The sequence below is a fragment of the Komagataeibacter medellinensis NBRC 3288 genome (assembly GCF_000182745.2).
Lineage (GTDB): Bacteria > Pseudomonadota > Alphaproteobacteria > Acetobacterales > Acetobacteraceae > Komagataeibacter > Komagataeibacter medellinensis.
In genome coordinates, this window is record NC_016027.1 from 2,703,602 (window position 1) to 2,719,804 (window position 16,203).

At 62.9% G+C, this 16,203-nt stretch carries 15 protein-coding genes and 1 riboswitch; of the genes, 11 read left to right on the forward strand and 4 right to left on the reverse strand.

The window, feature by feature from the left end; translation table 11 throughout:
* The first annotated feature begins 54 nt into the window (after window positions 1-54).
* Complete coding sequence (gene speE, locus GLX_RS12670; RefSeq protein ID WP_014106355.1) at window positions 55-915, forward strand: polyamine aminopropyltransferase; 861 nt, start codon at window positions 55-57, stop codon at window positions 913-915.
* Window positions 916-998: 83 nt separating this feature from the next.
* Here the strand turns inward: speE and GLX_RS12675 are convergent, their stop codons facing one another.
* Complete coding sequence (locus GLX_RS12675; RefSeq protein WP_041247417.1) at window positions 999-1,310, reverse strand: putative quinol monooxygenase; 312 nt, start codon at window positions 1,308-1,310, stop codon at window positions 999-1,001.
* A gap of 127 nt (window positions 1,311-1,437) precedes the next feature.
* A riboswitch (glycine riboswitch) is annotated at window positions 1,438-1,525 on the forward strand.
* 253 nt (window positions 1,526-1,778) lie between these two features.
* Between GLX_RS12675 and gcvT the strand changes: the two genes are divergently transcribed.
* The 6 genes from gcvT (at window position 1,779) to GLX_RS12705 (ending at window position 9,126) form a co-directional block, all read left to right on the forward strand.
* Window positions 1,779-2,912 carry a glycine cleavage system aminomethyltransferase GcvT gene (gene gcvT, locus GLX_RS12680; RefSeq protein WP_014106357.1) on the forward strand — a complete coding sequence of 378 codons (1,134 nt, stop codon included), beginning with the start codon at window positions 1,779-1,781 and terminating at the stop codon, window positions 2,910-2,912.
* Between the two features lie 48 nt (window positions 2,913-2,960).
* Window positions 2,961-3,326: a glycine cleavage system protein GcvH gene (gene gcvH / locus GLX_RS12685; protein WP_014106358.1), complete on the forward strand. Its 366-nt coding sequence runs from the start codon at window positions 2,961-2,963 to the stop codon at window positions 3,324-3,326.
* Window positions 3,327-3,360: 34 nt separating this feature from the next.
* Entirely contained in the window at window positions 3,361-6,255 is a 2,895-nt protein-coding gene (gcvP, locus tag GLX_RS12690) for an aminomethyl-transferring glycine dehydrogenase (RefSeq protein WP_014106359.1), read from the forward strand.
* 68 nt (window positions 6,256-6,323) lie between these two features.
* Complete coding sequence (locus GLX_RS12695; RefSeq protein ID WP_014106360.1) at window positions 6,324-7,391, forward strand: ABC transporter substrate-binding protein; 1,068 nt, start codon at window positions 6,324-6,326, stop codon at window positions 7,389-7,391.
* Window positions 7,388-8,395 carry a FecCD family ABC transporter permease gene (locus tag GLX_RS12700; protein ID WP_014106361.1) on the forward strand — a complete coding sequence of 336 codons (1,008 nt, stop codon included), beginning with the start codon at window positions 7,388-7,390 and terminating at the stop codon, window positions 8,393-8,395. Before GLX_RS12695 ends, GLX_RS12700 begins: the two co-directional genes overlap by 4 nt.
* Complete coding sequence (locus GLX_RS12705; protein WP_014106362.1) at window positions 8,392-9,126, forward strand: ABC transporter ATP-binding protein; 735 nt, start codon at window positions 8,392-8,394, stop codon at window positions 9,124-9,126. The genes GLX_RS12700 and GLX_RS12705 overlap by 4 nt, the downstream gene beginning before the upstream one ends.
* A 99-nt stretch (window positions 9,127-9,225) precedes the next feature.
* Here the strand turns inward: GLX_RS12705 and GLX_RS12710 are convergent, their stop codons facing one another.
* The 3 genes from GLX_RS12710 to GLX_RS12720 all read right to left on the reverse strand — a co-directional run bounded on the left by GLX_RS12710 (window position 9,226) and on the right by GLX_RS12720 (window position 12,386).
* Entirely contained in the window at window positions 9,226-9,603 is a 378-nt protein-coding gene (locus GLX_RS12710; protein ID WP_014106363.1) for a hypothetical protein, read from the reverse strand.
* An 88-nt stretch (window positions 9,604-9,691) separates the two neighbouring features.
* Window positions 9,692-11,578, reverse strand: coding sequence for a hypothetical protein (locus tag GLX_RS12715; protein ID WP_014106364.1), 1,887 nt, complete (start codon window positions 11,576-11,578; stop codon window positions 9,692-9,694).
* A gap of 163 nt (window positions 11,579-11,741) precedes the next feature.
* Window positions 11,742-12,386: a class I SAM-dependent methyltransferase gene (locus GLX_RS12720; RefSeq protein WP_014106365.1), complete on the reverse strand. Its 645-nt coding sequence runs from the start codon at window positions 12,384-12,386 to the stop codon at window positions 11,742-11,744.
* Window positions 12,387-12,490: 104 nt separating this feature from the next.
* Between GLX_RS12720 and GLX_RS12725 the strand changes: the two genes are divergently transcribed.
* From GLX_RS12725 to ftsY, 4 genes are all read left to right on the forward strand, one after another.
* Window positions 12,491-12,892 carry a VOC family protein gene (locus GLX_RS12725; RefSeq protein ID WP_014106366.1) on the forward strand — a complete coding sequence of 134 codons (402 nt, stop codon included), beginning with the start codon at window positions 12,491-12,493 and terminating at the stop codon, window positions 12,890-12,892.
* Between the two features lie 73 nt (window positions 12,893-12,965).
* Window positions 12,966-13,790, forward strand: coding sequence for a diaminopimelate epimerase (dapF, locus tag GLX_RS12730; protein WP_014106367.1), 825 nt, complete (start codon window positions 12,966-12,968; stop codon window positions 13,788-13,790).
* Entirely contained in the window at window positions 13,787-15,034 is a 1,248-nt protein-coding gene (gene mtaB / locus GLX_RS12735; protein WP_014106368.1) for a tRNA (N(6)-L-threonylcarbamoyladenosine(37)-C(2))-methylthiotransferase MtaB, read from the forward strand. The genes dapF and mtaB overlap by 4 nt, the downstream gene beginning before the upstream one ends.
* A gap of 1 nt (window position 15,035) precedes the next feature.
* Window positions 15,036-16,040, forward strand: coding sequence for a signal recognition particle-docking protein FtsY (gene ftsY, locus GLX_RS12740; RefSeq protein WP_014106369.1), 1,005 nt, complete (start codon window positions 15,036-15,038; stop codon window positions 16,038-16,040).
* The last annotated feature ends 163 nt before the right edge of the window (window positions 16,041-16,203 follow it).

A 16,203-nucleotide genomic window follows, 5' to 3' on the forward strand; every position in this document is an offset into this window, starting at 1 on the left:
ATTTCCGGCCCGTGCTTTTTCATGTGTATTGATTAGGACGGAAAGGGGATCGCAATGTCCCGTGAGTGGATCAGCGAAGGCCTGTACGAAGGCTGGCGGCAGGAACTGCGTGTGGACCGGATGCTGGCGCGCAGGAAAAGCGCGTTCCAGGATATCGCCGTGTTCGAGAACGTCGATCTTGGCCGTGTGCTGATGCTTGATGGCGTGGTCCAGATCACGGAACGCGATGAATTCGTCTATCAGGAAATGCTGACCCATGTGCCGCTGCTCGAACATGGCGATGCGAAGCGCGTGCTGGTCATTGGCGCGGGCGATGGCGGCGTGCTGCGCCGCGTGCTGGAACACGGCACCGTTGAAAAGGCGGTGATGGTCGAGATCGACGGCGATGTCATCGAACTGTCCAAGAAGTTCCTGCCCGCCATTGCAGGTGATGCCTGGACCAACCCGCGCGCCGAAGTGATTGTGGGTGACGGGATCGAGTATGTCACCAACGCGGCTGATGGGTCGTTTGACGTGATTATCGTGGACAGCACCGACCCGATCGGGGTTGGCGAAGTGCTGTTTACCGATTCGTTCTACAAGCACTGCGCGCGCATTCTCACCGCCAACGGCATTATCGTGAACCAGTGCGGCGTGCCATTCATGCAGGCGGATGAACTGCGTGACACCAGCGCGCGGCGTGGGCAGTTCTTTGACCACGTATCGGCCTATGTCGCAGCCGTGCCCACCTATGTTGGTGGATTCATGACGCTGGGCGTTGCGGCCAAGGGCAGCGTGCCGGGCCGGCAGACAGTGGATATGATCCGTGCACGCGCGGAAAAGGCGGGTATCAAAGGCACGCGGTACTGGACGCCGGAAATGCACGTTGCCTCCTTCACCCTGCCGCCCTACATCGCGCAGAACCTGCCGCGCTGATTACGCGCCCATGGCAGGTGTATCGCATGCAAAAAGGCCGGGGAGCGCATGCCCCCGGCCTTTTTGCATGATAGGGCTGTGCTTCAGGCAACAGGAGCCATGCGAGCCGCCTTGCGCAGGCTGACCAGTTCCGCGCCCAGTTCCTTCACCCCGGTTTCGAAAACCTTGAAGTGAGGAGTGGCCAGGTGGGCCTCGAACGCGGCTTCATCATCATAGACTTCCAGCAAGATGATGGTCTGCGGGTCATCTGACGGGCTGACCGCTTCAAAGCGCTGGCAACCGGCTTCATCCGCCACGGAATGCGCGCTGTCATAAGCGCACAGTTCAAGAAAATGCGCGCGGTGTTCGGCTGCAATGCGGAATTCGGCCACAATGGTCAGCGGGCTTGTGGTCATGGCGGGACTATCCTTGGGTTTATGTTGCGTAGCAGGAACGTATTGCCCGCAGGGCACAGGCCATGCCGTTGTGCCGCGGGGCGCTTTTCATGGATTGACTTGGCCCGGTGGGTCATGTCAAGTCGGCAGTGTCGATACGGGAGAGACCAGCCCAGCGCTGGCGCCGAAGGAGCAACCGCCCCGGAAACTCTCAGGCCAAAGGACCGGTCGAACAAGACTTCTGGAAAGAGGTCTCCTGCAAAGGAGACCCGCCGACGGGATAGCGATCTCAGGCACATGCGACAGAAGGGGCACTTCAGGGTCCTTATGGATTCGCCAGGAGTCCCGCATGTCCAGCCTGCTGCCTATCCCCGTTCCACCTCCGTTTTCCCATTCCTGTTCCGCTGGCGCGTATCGTGCCACGTCGCCCGCATGCCGCGCATGTGGGGCTGCCTGCGCGCATGCGGACCTGCATAAGGCCCTGCCCGCATGAACCAGCCATTGCTGCGTACTCCGTTATACGATCTGCACCTTGAGCTTGGTGCCCGCATGGTGCCGTTCGCCGGGTACGAGATGCCGGTGCAGTACCCTGCCGGTGTCATGACTGAACATCTGCATACGCGTGCACAGGCAGGGCTGTTTGATGTCTCGCATATGGGGCAGGTCCGTATCCGCACACAGTCCAGCCAGGTGGCCGATGCCGCCCGCGCACTGGAAGCGCTGGTGCCAGCCGATATCGTGGCCCTCAAACCCGGTCGCCAGCGCTATGCCGTATTCACCACGCCCGATGGTGGCATAAGCGATGATCTGATGGTCGCCAACATGGGGGAGTGGCTGCTGCTGGTGGTCAATGCCGCATGCAAGCAGGCCGATTTTGCCCATGTGCACAAAGCCCTGAGCCAGACCTGCATGGTGGAGATGCTCGAAGGCCGCGCGCTGATCGCGCTGCAGGGGCCGGCGGCGGAAGCAGCCCTTGCCAGCCTCAACCCCGGAGCCGCCACCATGCGCTTCATGGATGTGGCGGAACTGGAACTTGCCGGTGTTTCCTGCATCGTCTCGCGTTCAGGCTACACGGGTGAGGACGGCTACGAGATCGGTATGGCGGATAATGATGCCGTAACGGTGGCCCGCGCCCTGCTGACCTGCCCCGGTGTGGCGCCTGCGGGCCTTGGCGCGCGTGACAGCCTACGGCTGGAAGCCGGGCTGTGCCTGTATGGTGCCGATATCGACCTGGCCACCAGCCCGGTCGAGGCAGCCCTTGAATGGTCCATCCAGAAAAGCCGCAGGCCCGGTGGCGCGCGTGCGGGTGGCTATCCCGGTGCTGCCATCGTGGCCGACCAGTTGACGGATGGCACCACGCGCCGCCGTGTTGGCCTGCGCGCCGAAGGCCGTGCCCCGGTGCGCGGCGGCACCGAACTGTTTGCCGATGAGGTCGGGACTACGCCCGTGGGCCGCGTTACCTCTGGCGCATTCGGCCCCAGCGTGGGCGGCCCCGTGGCCATGGGGTATGTCGCCGCCGACCATGCCGGTACCGGCACGCGGCTTTTTGCTTCCGTGCGCGGGCGCCTGCTGCCCGTGCAGGTCAGCGCCCTGCCGTTTGTGGCCCCCACGTTCAAACGCTAGGACGGCCTGTTTTTCAGCCTGTAATTCAAGAGCAATGGAGTGATCGAGATGACTGTCTATTACACGAAGGAACATGAGTGGCTGCGCGTTGAGGGCAATGTCGCGGTGGTTGGCATTACCGCGCATGCGGCAGGTGAACTGGGTGAACTGGTCTTTGCTGAAGCCCGCGACCCCGGCACCACGGTGGAGCAGGGCGACAGTGTGGCGGTAGTCGAATCCGTCAAGGCCGCATCGGACATTTATGCACCGGTTACAGGTGATGTGCTGGCTTTCAACGATGCGCTGACCGATGACGCCGCCCTCGTCAACCGCGACCCCGAGGGCGAAGGCTGGATCGTGCGCATGACCGTGGCCGATGCATCCCAGCTTGAAGGTCTGCTGGACCACGCCACCTACACCGCGCTGGTTGGCTGACCCTTAACCCCCTTCTGTTCAGCCTTTACGGAGTATGCTGGCCGTGACGTCTTCCTCCCGTAGTTCTTCTTCCCTGTGGCATGATGTGGGTGATGATGGGGGTGCGTTCTGCACCCGCCATGTCGGTCCCGGTGCGCATGACGTGGCCGGGATGCTGCGTGTGGTGGGCGCTGACACGCTTGACAGCCTGATGGCGCAGACCGTGCCGGGCAGCATCCGCCTGGATGGGGCGATGGGCCTTGGCGCGGGTGTGCCCGAGCACGTGGCGCTGGCCCGCCTGCGCGCCATTGCGGATGAGAACCGCGTGCTGACCTCGCTCATCGGGCAGGGCTATTACGGCACCATCCTGCCCGGCGTGATCCAGCGCAACGTACTGGAAAACCCGGCCTGGTACACGGCCTATACCCCCTATCAGCCCGAGATTAGCCAGGGGCGGCTCGAAGCGCTGCTGAACTTCCAGACACTGGTTATGGAACTGACCGGGCTGGACGTGGCCAATGCATCGCTGCTGGATGAGGGCACGGCGGCGGCCGAAGCCATGGCCATGGCGCGACGCGTGGCGAAAAGCAGGGCAAACGCCTTTTTTGTTGATGCCGACTGCCACCCGCAGACCATTGCGGTCATCCGCACCCGCGCCGAGCCGATGGGCTGGCAGGTTGTGGTGGGCAATCCCGCAACCGATCTGGATGCGGGCGCGGTATTTGGCGCGGTGTTCCAGTATCCCGGCTCATCAGGTGAAATCCGCGATCCGCGCCCGTGGATCACGGCGCTGCATGCCGCCGGTGCGGTTGCCGCCCTGTGTGCCGATCCGCTGGCGCTGATGCTGCTGCAAAGCCCCGGCGTACTGGGGGCGGATATTGCTGTTGGCTCCATGCAGCGTTACGGCATGCCCATGGGGGCAGGGGGGCCGCATGCGGCCTACATGGCGGTGCGCGATGCTTTCCGCCGCAATATTCCCGGGCGTATCGTGGGTGTTTCCATCGATACGCGCGGCAAGCCCGCCTACCGCCTGGCACTGCAGACGCGTGAGCAGCATATCCGGCGCGAGAAGGCGACCTCGAACATCTGCACGGCGCAGGCGCTGCCCGCCATCGTCTCATCCATGTATGCGCTGTACCATGGGCCGGTAGGGCTGAAGGCCATTGCCGCCCGTGTGCACCGGCTGGCCTGTCTTCTGGCTGCTGGCCTGCGTGCGCTGGGTGCCGATGTGGTGACGCATGCGTTCTTTGACACCATTACACTCAACACTGGTGCGCAGACCGGTGCGGTTATGGCGCGCGCGCTGGCGGCAGGCATGAACCTGCGCCGCGTAGATGATGCGCATGTGGGTATAAGCCTTGATGAAACCACCACGCCTGAGATCGTACGGGCCATCTGGAGCAGCGTAAGCGGGGATGGCGCGCGTGTGGCGGCCATGGAATCCGGCCTTGCCGATGCGCCCGATGCCATTCCTGCCAGCCTTGCCCGCACGGGCGGCCTGCTGGCCCAGCCCATTTTCTCGGCCTGCCGGTCGGAAACCGACATGCTGCGCTACCTGCGCCGCCTGGCTGACCGTGATCTGGCGCTGGACCGCTCCATGATCCCGCTGGGTTCGTGTACCATGAAGCTCAACGCTACGGCGGAAATGCTGCCAATCACATGGCCCGAATTCTGCGACATCCACCCCTTCGCACCTGCTGACCAGATGCGCGGCTACGCCCGCCTGTTTGCCGATCTGGAGCGCATGTTGTGCCAGATCAGTGGGTATGATGCGGTCTCGCTCCAGCCCAATTCGGGTGCGCAGGGCGAATTCGCGGGGCTTATGGCCATTCGCGGCTACCACCGCGCGCGCGGTGAAGCGGGGCGCGATGTGTGCCTGATTCCGGCATCCGCCCATGGCACCAACCCGGCTTCCGCCCAGATGGCGGGCATGAAGGTGGTGGTTGTGGCATGCGATGCGCAGGGCAACGTGGATATGGCGGACCTGAAGGCCAAGGTCGCAAAACACGCCGACCAGCTTGCCGCGATCATGATCACCTATCCTTCCACCCACGGCGTGTTTGAAGAGAACGTACGCGAGATCTGTGAACAGGTTCACGCGGCAGGCGGGCAGGTTTACGTAGATGGCGCGAACCTGAACGCACAGGTCGGCCTTGCGCAGCCGGGCGTGTATGGCGGCGATGTCAGCCATTTCAACCTGCACAAGACCTTCTGCATTCCCCATGGCGGCGGCGGCCCCGGCATGGGGCCGATCGGGGTGGGGGCGCATTTGGCGCCCTACCTGCCGGGCGCGCCGCAACTGGGTGGGGCCAATGCTATTTCGGCCGCCCCTTTTGGCTCCGCCGATGTGCTGCCGATTTCGTGGATGTACATGGTCATGATGGGCGATGCGGGGCTGAAGCGCGCGACCGAAATCGCGATCCTGAACTCCAACTATATCGCCGCCCGCCTGTCGGATCATTACCCGGTGCTATACCGGGGGGCGAATGGGCGTGTGGCGCATGAATGCATCCTCGACCTGCGTCCGCTCAAGGATGCGACGGGCGTTACGGTGGATGATATTGCCAAGCGCCTGATCGACCATGGCTTCCATGCGCCCACCGTCAGCTTTCCGGTGGCAGGCACGTTCATGATCGAGCCCACGGAATCTGAAAGCCGGGCCGAACTGGACCGTTTCTGTGATGCCATGATCGCCATCCGCGTTGAAATCGCGGCAGTTGAAAATGGCGCGCTGGGCGTTGAGGACAGCCCCTTGCGCCACGCCCCCCACACTGTGCGTGACCTGACTGATGCGGACTGGGTGCGGGCTTATGACCGCGCGGTGGCCTGCCTGCCAGGCGGCATGAACCCGGCCAGCAAATACTGGTCGCCCGTCAACCGGCTTGATAACGCCTATGGGGACCGCAACCTTGTCTGTTCCTGCCCCGATATCAGCACCTATGCTGACTAGGGGCTGATTGCGCGCCCGTGGTTCATGTATATATCTGACACGATATAATATGGACCACAGGGGGCAGCATGGTGAACAGGGGTATGGGGCATGCAGGGATCAGGGCGCTGGCCTGCCTCATGGTGGCTGGCATGGTCGCCCACCGTCCCGCCATGGCACGCGACGTGACCGACATGGCGGGCACCATCCAGTCCGTGCCGGACCAACCGGCGCGGATTGCCGATCTGTGGTTTGCCCATAACGAACTGGTGCTCATGCTGGGTGGTGCGGGGCAGATTGCCATGACCGTGGACCGCCCGCAGGCGCGGCCATGGATGTACACCGTCTTTCCCGTGCTGTTCCAGGCGCGCGTCGTCAACGGGCCGCAGGTCACTGCCGAGGCCCTGCTGCGCGACCGGGTTGACCTTGTTTTCGTGCCTGACGCAACGGCCACCATCACGGCCTTTCGGGGGGTGGGCGTGCCGACGCTCATGGCCTCTTTCCACGATGTGGCAGGACTGCTGCGGGTGGTGGACATGACCGCAACCGCACTTGGCACCTCCCAGGCGCATGATACTGCTACCCGCTATCGCCAGATGATGACGCAGAGCGTCAATGACGTGCGTGACCGCCTGACGCATGTCCCGGCCGGGGCAAGGCCGCGCGTGCTGCATGTGCAGTCGCTCCACCCGCTGCGCGTGGATGGGGCGGACAGTATTGTTGATGAATGGATCAGCCTTGCCGGTGGCCGGAACGCCGCAACGGGGGTGAGCGGGAACATGAAGCCCGTCTCCATCGAGCAGGTGGCGGCGTGGGACCCCGATGTCATCATTCTTGGTCCCGACTCCGGCACGCCTGATGCGGGGGTGCAGGCGGCATGGCAGAACCTGCGCGCGGTGCGTGAGGGGCATGTGCACCAGAATCCGTCGGGTGCCTTTACATGGGACCGCTATGGCAGCGAATTGCCTTTGCAGATCCGTTGGGCGGCAAAGACCCTTCATCCCGAACTGTTTGCCGATCTCGACCCTGTAGCCATGACACGGGATTTCTACCACACGTGGTTCCATTATGAACTGAGTGCGGAGCAGGCACAGCTTATTCTGGCCGCCCGCCCACCACAGCCCCTGCCGCACCCCCCGGCAGGCCTGCACCCGTGAACCTGCGCGCAGGTCTGGTAGGGGGGCTGTGTGGTCTTGGGCTGCTGGCACTGATCGTGGTGTCAGCCTGCGTGGGGCGGTTTCCGCTTGCCGTGGGGCAGGTGTTTCATGTGCTGCTGGCACCGCATACCACGGGTAATGGCGCGGACATGGTGCGGAGCATCCTGCTTGGCGCGCGTCTGCCGCGTATTGGCGGAGCGGTGTGCATGGGGGCCGCGCTGTCGGTGGCGGGGGCAGCGTATCAGGCCGTGTTCCGCAACCCGTTGGTCTCGCCCGGCCTACTCGGCGTGCTGGCGGGGGCGGGCACTGGTGCGGCGCTGGGCATTGTGTGGAATCTGGGGCATGGCGGCGTGGCCGGGCTGTCCTTCCTTGGCGGACTGGTGGCCGTAGGTGTGGGGGTCGGGATTGCACAGGTGTTTGATGCGGCTTCTATGATGATGCTGGTCTTTGGCGGGCTGATCAGTTCGGCGCTGTTCACGGCATTGCTGTCACTGCTCAAATACGTGGCAGACCCGCAGAACCAGTTGCCTGACATCGTATTCTGGCTGCTGGGCAGCCTTACGCAGGTTACACCGGGGGCGCTGGGCGTGCTGGCCGGGCCGGTTGCGGTCGGGATCGTGCTGCTATCCGCCTGCGGCCGGATGCTGGATGGGCTGGCCATGGGCGATGAGGAAGCCCGCACGCTTGGCATACCCGTTGTGGCGCTGCGTTATGGGGTGATTGGTGCCGCCACCGTGCTGGCGGCGCTGACCGTATCGGTTGCGGGCATGATTGGCTGGGTTGGCCTGGTGGTGCCGCATGTGGCGCGGCTGCTGGTGGGGCCGTGCAACATGCGGGTGCTGCCGGTCAGCGCGTGTATTGGCGCGATGTTCCTGCTGGTCTGCGATGATCTGGCGCGCACCCTCTCGGCCGAGGAAATCCCCGTGGGCCTGATTGCCGACCTGCTGGGGGTGGTGGTGTTCATTGCCGTACTGCCGCTGCTGCGCCGGGGGTGGCGGGCATGAGTTGTGCCGATATCCTGCTGTGCATGGACCATGTGGGCTTTCAGCGTGGCAGGCGCGGCGTGCTGCATGACCTTTCGTTTTCCGTAAACCGCGGTGAGCTTGTGGCCCTGCTGGGGCCTAATGGCGCGGGCAAGACCACGCTTTTGCGCCTGCTGCTGGGGCTTGCGCGGCCCGATGGCGGGGAGGTCTGGCTGGAGGGGCAGCCGATGGCGACCTGGTCGCGGCGTGAGATCGCACGCCGCATTGCCTATGTGCCGCAGGGGCATGTGCCGCTGTTTCCCTATAGTGTGCGCGACATCGTAGGCATGGGGCGACTGGCGGAGGCACCCTTCGCCCCCCACCTGCGGGAAGCCGACCGGGATGCGGTGGCCCATGCGCTGGGGGAACTGGCCATTACCCATCTGGCTGATCGTGCCTACACTGACCTTTCGGGTGGCGAACGGCAGGCCGTGCTGCTGGCACGTGCGTTGGCGCAGGGGGCGGGCATGCTGGTGCTCGATGAGCCGGAAACCGGGCTGGATTACGGACAGAAGCAGCGGTTGTATGCTCTGCTGCGCCGTCTTGCGGGGCAGGGGCATGCCATCATCGCCACCACGCATGACCCGATTCAGGCCGCCTGCGTGTTTGACCGTGCGCTGTTGCTGCGCCATGGCCGCCTGATGGCCGATGGAGCTGCCGCCGACCTGCTGCTGGATGAAGCCATGCTGGCACGGCTCTATGCTTCAGGCTGAACCGCATTAAAAACAAGGAAGTTTTTGGTGAAGCTTTTTTCAAAAAGCTTCGGAGGAACACCGCTTTAAAAAAAGGAAGCGCCCAAAAGCTTTTGTCAGTTAACGGTTGTAGGGATTGGTATCGACCCGTATGGCCTTGCCGGTACGATCATAATACAGGATGGCCGTGCCGCGTTTTTCGGCATAGCCATCAGGTTCCCCCGTTGGCGTCCAGAACAGCAGGCGGTTCACGTCCGGCTGTTCCTTGACCTTGTCGCCTTGCGGAATGTAGCGGTACTGGCTGTAATCCATATGCAGCCGCGGCAGGGGCGGCCTTCTGGAAAGCTGGTGCATGGAAGCATGGCGCTGCGAGGCTTCGCCGGGGTCTTCATTGCCAGCGTCCGCATGGCCACCCTCAGCCAGTGCCACGCCCGGCAAAAGCCCCACGCCGCAGCACAACCATCCCCACAGCATCCACCGCCGCAACCCGATTGACATGAGCGCAGGTCCTTCCCTCGTTCCAGATAGCGGGCCACCATCCCCTTTTTCTATGCTGGACGCAATATCGCGCCCGGCATGGAAGCCCTTACTGGAAGGGCAGGTAGCGGAAGTCGAAGAAGATCTCGCTCAGGCTGGTCGTGGGCGCGCCACCCATGCCACCCCATGTATGCACGCGTGAATAGGCCAACTGCGTGCCCGCCTGCACCGTGCCGTACTGGCCGTGGATGAAGCGGTACCACGCACCGATGGTAAACTCTTCCACCGAGCGGATGTTGGCGGTGCAGCCCCCAAGGGCGGCGGAGTTGAGGTTGGAGCCTTCCGTCATGCAGCCGGTATTGTCTGCCAGCGGGTTGCCGTAACCATAAGCCTGCCCATCCGCATCAAAAGAACTGCGGCCCGAACGCTGCATGCCGAAATAGCCATATACGTCGAGTACCTTGTTGGGGTGCGCGATCACGCCCGCTGTGGTCTGGGCGGAGGACAGCAGCGCCGGCGCGCCATTGGCGCGCAGCGTGGCATCAGGCAGCAGCACGGAGCCGTAACGGCCAATGCCGCGCCCCGCCAGCCCCGCCAGCCGCACTTCCAGCCGGTGCGGGATGACCGGCAGGATCATCGACCCGCCCGCACCCCATGCAACGGCGGTATGGTTCTGGCCCACGCCGTTGATGACAGAGCGGTCATGCGGGAAGTGGACCACGCCTTCCACTTCGTAATGGCCCCAGTGTGGGTCCCATGCCAGCTTGCCGATTACGTCGGGTGCGATCTCGTTGGAATAGTTGGTGGTCGCACTGCTCAGCCCCACGCCGTTGGAGCCGATCTTGGCATAACCGCCATTGGGCAGGGCATATTCGCCGTTATCGCCTGCGGTACCAAAGCCGGTGGTGTCATAGATCGTGGCCGGGTTTTCGATGGAAAGGCCCGTCCACAGCCGGTGCTGCAGGAAGTCCTTGACCACACGTACCTGCCACTGCCGAGACCATGTCTGACCCGCCAGAATGGAGGATTCGATGGTTTCTGGCAGACTCTCCTGTCGGGGCACGATGCCCACGCGGTCCGGGGTGAGCATGGTCCATGCCTGACCAATCAGGAAATGGGTGTTCGCGCGCGAATCATCGAGTGTCAGATACGCCTGACGCAGGCGGGGCACGTAGGAATTGCTCTCGTACGGATTGGTGGTCTCGGCACTGGCGCCAAAATCGGTTTCCACGAATCCTGCTACGGTCAGGTGCGGGTTGAGCTGTCCGCGTGCCATGAGCGAGAAGCGCGAATACCGCGCATCACCATTGAAGTTGGTGGTGTGGAAATTCGAGCTGTCACGGAAGGGGATGGCGTTCCAGTAATTGAATATGCCCGATGAGACCTGCCGGTTTTCCACCAGTGCCGCCGCATCGAAGAACCCGCCGAGGATAATGGAAACCGGACCAAGGTGAAACACCTTGTTGCCCAGTGCGCCGGCGGACTGCGCGCCCACCGTCTCGCGGTTGTGGGGGCCGACATTGTTGTTGGCCATGTGGGAGATCAGGTCTTCCTCCCGATGAGCCACGACGGATTCCAGCGTTGGCGTGTCAGCCGGCTCGAAGGGGGAGGCAGCCGTGCCGCCGATATGCGGTGTGCGGCCGTGCGTTTCCATTTCCGTCCCGGCGGCCATGTGCGCGGTGGCTGTATGGCCTTCGGTCGGCACCCAGCCACCGCGTACATGGCCGCCCGAACCGGTTACCTGCAATGAATGGGCTACCGCCGCGTTGCCGCCCGTCTGGGCGCGGTGGCGGGCGATCTGCTGGCGCATGGCCATGAGATCGTTCTGGAGCGCCATCTGCTGTTGTTGCAGGTGTTCCATCTGGCGTTCCATGATGTCCAGCGATTCCGGGTCATCATCAGCCCATGCCGCGCAGGGGGGGGCCAGAAAGGAACACACCATCAGCATGCCGGCAACGCGGGCATGCCGATGGGTGGAAAAGGGTGGAATCCGCATTTAAGGTCAGGAGGCCCCACGATTAGGTTTCAGACATATATTATGTCAAAACATTTCCAGATAAACAGGTAAATGATATTTTCTTTTAAGAACGCACCATTTTATGGACTGTTGCGTCTATATTTTCCTGTTCTGGTCGTGGGGCTGTCTTGTGGCATGGGTCTTATATGCTGTCCGGGCGGCGGGCCGTTATCGCATGGACCGCATCGTGCCAGAACATGTCCTCGGGTGCTGGGGTGACGGTGCCATAGTCCACCGGGCCAAAACCCGCGCGTGCCAGCAGGGTTTCAAGCATGCGGCGGCGGTCCGTCCCGTCCAGTGCCTGCCATAGGGCCGTGGCCTTGTGCGCGATGAAGCGTGTACCAAACGTGATGACAATCAGGCCGCCGGGTTGCAGCACGCGCGCTACTTCGCGCAGAAGGGCCACGGGCTGGCGTAGGTAGGGCACCACATCGCACAATAGCACGGCATCCATGCTTTCATCGGCCAGGGGCAGTTCGGGGGTCTCGTTCAGGTCTTCCACCACACGGTCGGTCAGGCGGGTATTGCTGTCGAGCGCCTGCGCGTTCACGCCAATGCCGATCACGTTGCCAAATTCCATATCGGCCGGCAGGTGGCTGTCAGGTCCTGCCATCAGGTCAAGGATGTTGCCATCCTCGGGCAGTAGCGTGCGGTACAGAGCGGTTATGGCCGTCTGTGCCCCCTGGTCCAGCATGGGGCCAGCAGGCATGCGGGAATAGAACAGGGTGTCAGATTCCGCTGAAGCGACAGTGAAGGATTGCGGGTGGAACCCGTGCAGGTCATTCATGGATGTGCCAGACAGTACAGATGGAACAGCGCCCGATCTTAGCGGGGGCAGGGCGATGGGCGTATTATCATGCGTCCGCGCACGTATGACAGGAGAAAAAACAGATGGCCCGTATGATCCATTCCATGATCCGCGTGCGTGATGCGGCGGCAAGCCTTGCCTTCTATGAAACCGCTTTTGGCCTGAAAGTGGCTGACCAGCTTGTTTTTGATACCTTTACCCTTATCTACCTCTCGAACGCTGAACAGACGTTTGAACTGGAACTGACCGTAAACCATGACCGGACCACGCCCTATGATCTGGGTGATGGTTATGGCCACTTGGCGGTATCGGTTGCCGATGTGGATGCGGAACATGTCCGGCTTGTCGCTGCCGGTCTATCACCGCTGGCAATAAAGGACATGTCGTGCGGGGATCGGTTTGTAGGGCGGTTCTTCTTCATAACCGACCCTGATGGTTACAAGATTGAGGTTCTGCAGCGCGGCAGGCCGGGGCGTTTTGTCTGATCGGGCTTGCAAGCGCGCGCCTGCGGTGCCATCCCGCTCGCAAACAGGGGCGTGATGGCCTTATACAGGACGGATGATGACCGGTTTTCTCAAGATGCACGGGCTGGGTAATGATTTTGTGGTGGTGGATGAACGCACCCACCGCCATGACCTGACACCTGCCCGCATTGCAGCCCTTAGTGACCGGCATACGGGTATTGGCTGCGACCAGTTCGTGACCCTGCGCCCGGCCTGTGCGGAAGGTGCTGATGTGTTCGTACGCTTCTTCAATGCTGATGGTTCGGAATCCGGTGCATGCGGCAATGCCTCGCGCTGCGTGGCCGATCTTGTGGCGCGTGAGACCGGACGCGCGCAGGTCGGGTTGCAGACCCGTGCGGGCGTGCTGGCTGCGACCCTTGTGCGGCCGGGCGTGGTGCGGGTGGATATGGGTGTGCCCGCGCAGGGCTGGGCCGATGTGCCGCTGGCCAAAGCCATGGACACGCTGCACCTGCCCATACCTGGGGACCCCGCAGCGGTGTCCATGGGCAACCCGCATGCTACGTTCTTCCTGTCCGCGCCCGATGCGGTGGACCCGTGCGTGGCGGGGCCGGAACTTGAACATCACCCGCTGTTTCCTGAACGCGCCAATATCGGTTTTGCCCATGTCATGGGACGTGACGCCATGCGGCTGCGGGTATGGGAACGCGGCAGCGGCCTGACGCGGGCGTGCGGATCGGGCGCATGTGCCGCCGTGGTCAATGCCATACGCCGTGGACTGGTGGAGCGGACCTGTACCGTGCAGATGGATGGCGGCGAACTGACCATCACATGGCGTGAAAGCGACGGACATGTGTTGATGACCGGTCCCGCCACCACCAGTTTTACCGGCACGTTCAACCCCGAAGACTATCCCCGATGAAGAAGCCTGAAATTCTGACCTTCGGCTGCCGCCTCAACACATATGAGAGCGAGGTAATGCGCAACCACGCAGCCGCGTTGGACAATGTGGTGATCGTGAACACATGCGCGGTGACGGGCGAGGCCGAGCGCCAGGCCCGCCAGGCCGTGCGCCGCGCCCACCGCGAGCGGCCTGATGCGCGTATTGTAGTGACCGGTTGCGCCGCCCAGATCGATCCCGATCGCTGGGCGGCCCTGCCGGGCGTGACCCGCGTACTGGGCAACCGTGAGAAGCTGGAAGCCGCAAGCTGGAGCGAGATGGCGCTGGGTGAAGGCAATGCCGTATCCGACATCATGGCGGCACGCGAGACGGCCCCCCATCTGGTAACCGAGTTTGCCGGCCGCACCCGTGCCTTCGTGGAGGTGCAGCAGGGCTGCGATCACCGCTGCACCTTCTGCATCATTCCCTTCGGGCGCGGACCGTCGCGTTCCGTGCCGGTGGGGGTTGTGGTGGAGCAGGTGCGCGCCCTTGTGCGTTCGGGCTACCGCGAAGTGGTGCTGACCGGTGTGGACATTACATCATGGGGGCATGACCTGCCCGGCAAGCCCCTGCTGGGGCAGTTGTGCCGCAGGCTGCTGGCGCTGGTGCCGGAACTGGAGCGGCTGCGCCTGTCCTCGGTCGATCCGGTGGAGATTGATGAGGACATATGGAAGCTGCTGGAAAGCGAGCCGCGCTTCATGCCTTACCTGCATCTGTCACTACAGGCAGGCAGCGACATCATCCTCAAGCGCATGAAGCGCCGCCACCTTACCGCGGATGCGGCGGGTGTTGTGGCGCGGGCGCGGTCCTTGCGGCCCGATATCGGCATCGGGGCGGATATCATCGCCGGTTTCCCGACCGAGGATGAGGGCCTGTTTGAACAGACACTCGATTTTGTGCGTACCAATGCGCTGCCCTACCTGCATGTCTTTCCCTATAGTGAGCGTCCGGGCACGCCGGCCGCCCGCATGCCCGCCATTGCTGTGCCCGCGCGCAAGGAACGCGCAGCGCGGCTGCGGGCCGCAGGCGCACAGGCGGCGCATGATTTCCATGCACGACTCATGGGGCGCACGCTACGGGTTCTGATGGAAACGGACACGGCGGGCCATAGCGAGGAATTCGCTCCTGTAAGGCTGGCGGATGGCGTGGTGTCCGTGGCCGGGCGCATCGAGACGGTGCGCGCGGCGGCGGTTGACGATAACGGACTGGTTGCGGAAATTCTCTGATATGGCACTTGGTTTCTTCTCACGCCTCAAGGCGGGACTGTCGCGTTCCACCCAGAAACTCAGCGGTGGTATTACCGCCGTCTTCACCCGGCGCAAGCTGGATGATGAGGCGCTGGAGGAACTTGAGGATCTGCTGATCTCTGCCGACCTTGGCCCGAATGTAGCGGAAAAGGTGATTGATTCCTTCCGTCGCGCCAAATTCGGCAAGGAAGTCACGGACGAGGAAGTGCGTCAGGCATTGGCGGAAGAAATTGCCAATATCCTGCAACCCGTTGCCATTCCGTTTGAACCCGACCCCAAGCTCAAGCCACATGTGGTGCTGGTTGTTGGCGTGAACGGTACGGGCAAGACCACCACCATCGGCAAGATGGCCCGTTTTTATGGTGAGCAGGGCAAGAAGGTGATGATGGTTGCGGGCGATACCTTTCGTGCCGCCGCCGTTGAACAGTTGCAGGTCTGGGGCGAGCGCACGGGTGCGCCCGTGATCGCGGGTAAGCCCAATGCCGATGCGGCGGGTCTGGCGTTCGAGGCCCTCAAGCGCGCCACGGCGGAAGGTGCCGATCTGCTGCTGGTCGATACGGCGGGCCGCCTGCACAACAAGAGCGCCCTGATGGAGGAACTGGCCAAGATCATCCGCGTCATGCGCAAGTTTGATGAAACGGCACCCCATTCCGTGCTGCTGGTGCTGGACGCCACCACCGGGCAGAACGCGGTGGAGCAGGTGCGCGTGTTCAAGGAACTGGTCAACGTGACCGGACTGGTCGTGACCAAACTCGATGGCTCGGCGCGCGGCGGGATCGTGGTGGCGCTGGCCGATGCATTTGGCCTGCCGGTGCATCTTGTTGGCGTAGGTGAGCAGGCGGATGACCTGCGGCCGTTCTCCGCCGAGGCTTTTGCCAGGGGGCTGGTTGGCGACTCGATCAAGGTCATTGAGCGTGAGGACATTCCTGCCGAAGGGCAGGAGAAAGGTACCGAACTGCCCCAGTCCGAGGCAGAACACCCGTAATAGCCGGACTGATCCCGCACGACCGGTCAGGCATAAAAAAGGGACCATCCGATAGGATGGTCCCTTTTTCATTTCAGTCCGGGACTGTTTGGAAAACCTGGAAAAGTTTTTGGTGAAGCTGTTTTCAAAAGCGTTGAAGGGCGCTGCCTTTTTGGAAAAAAGC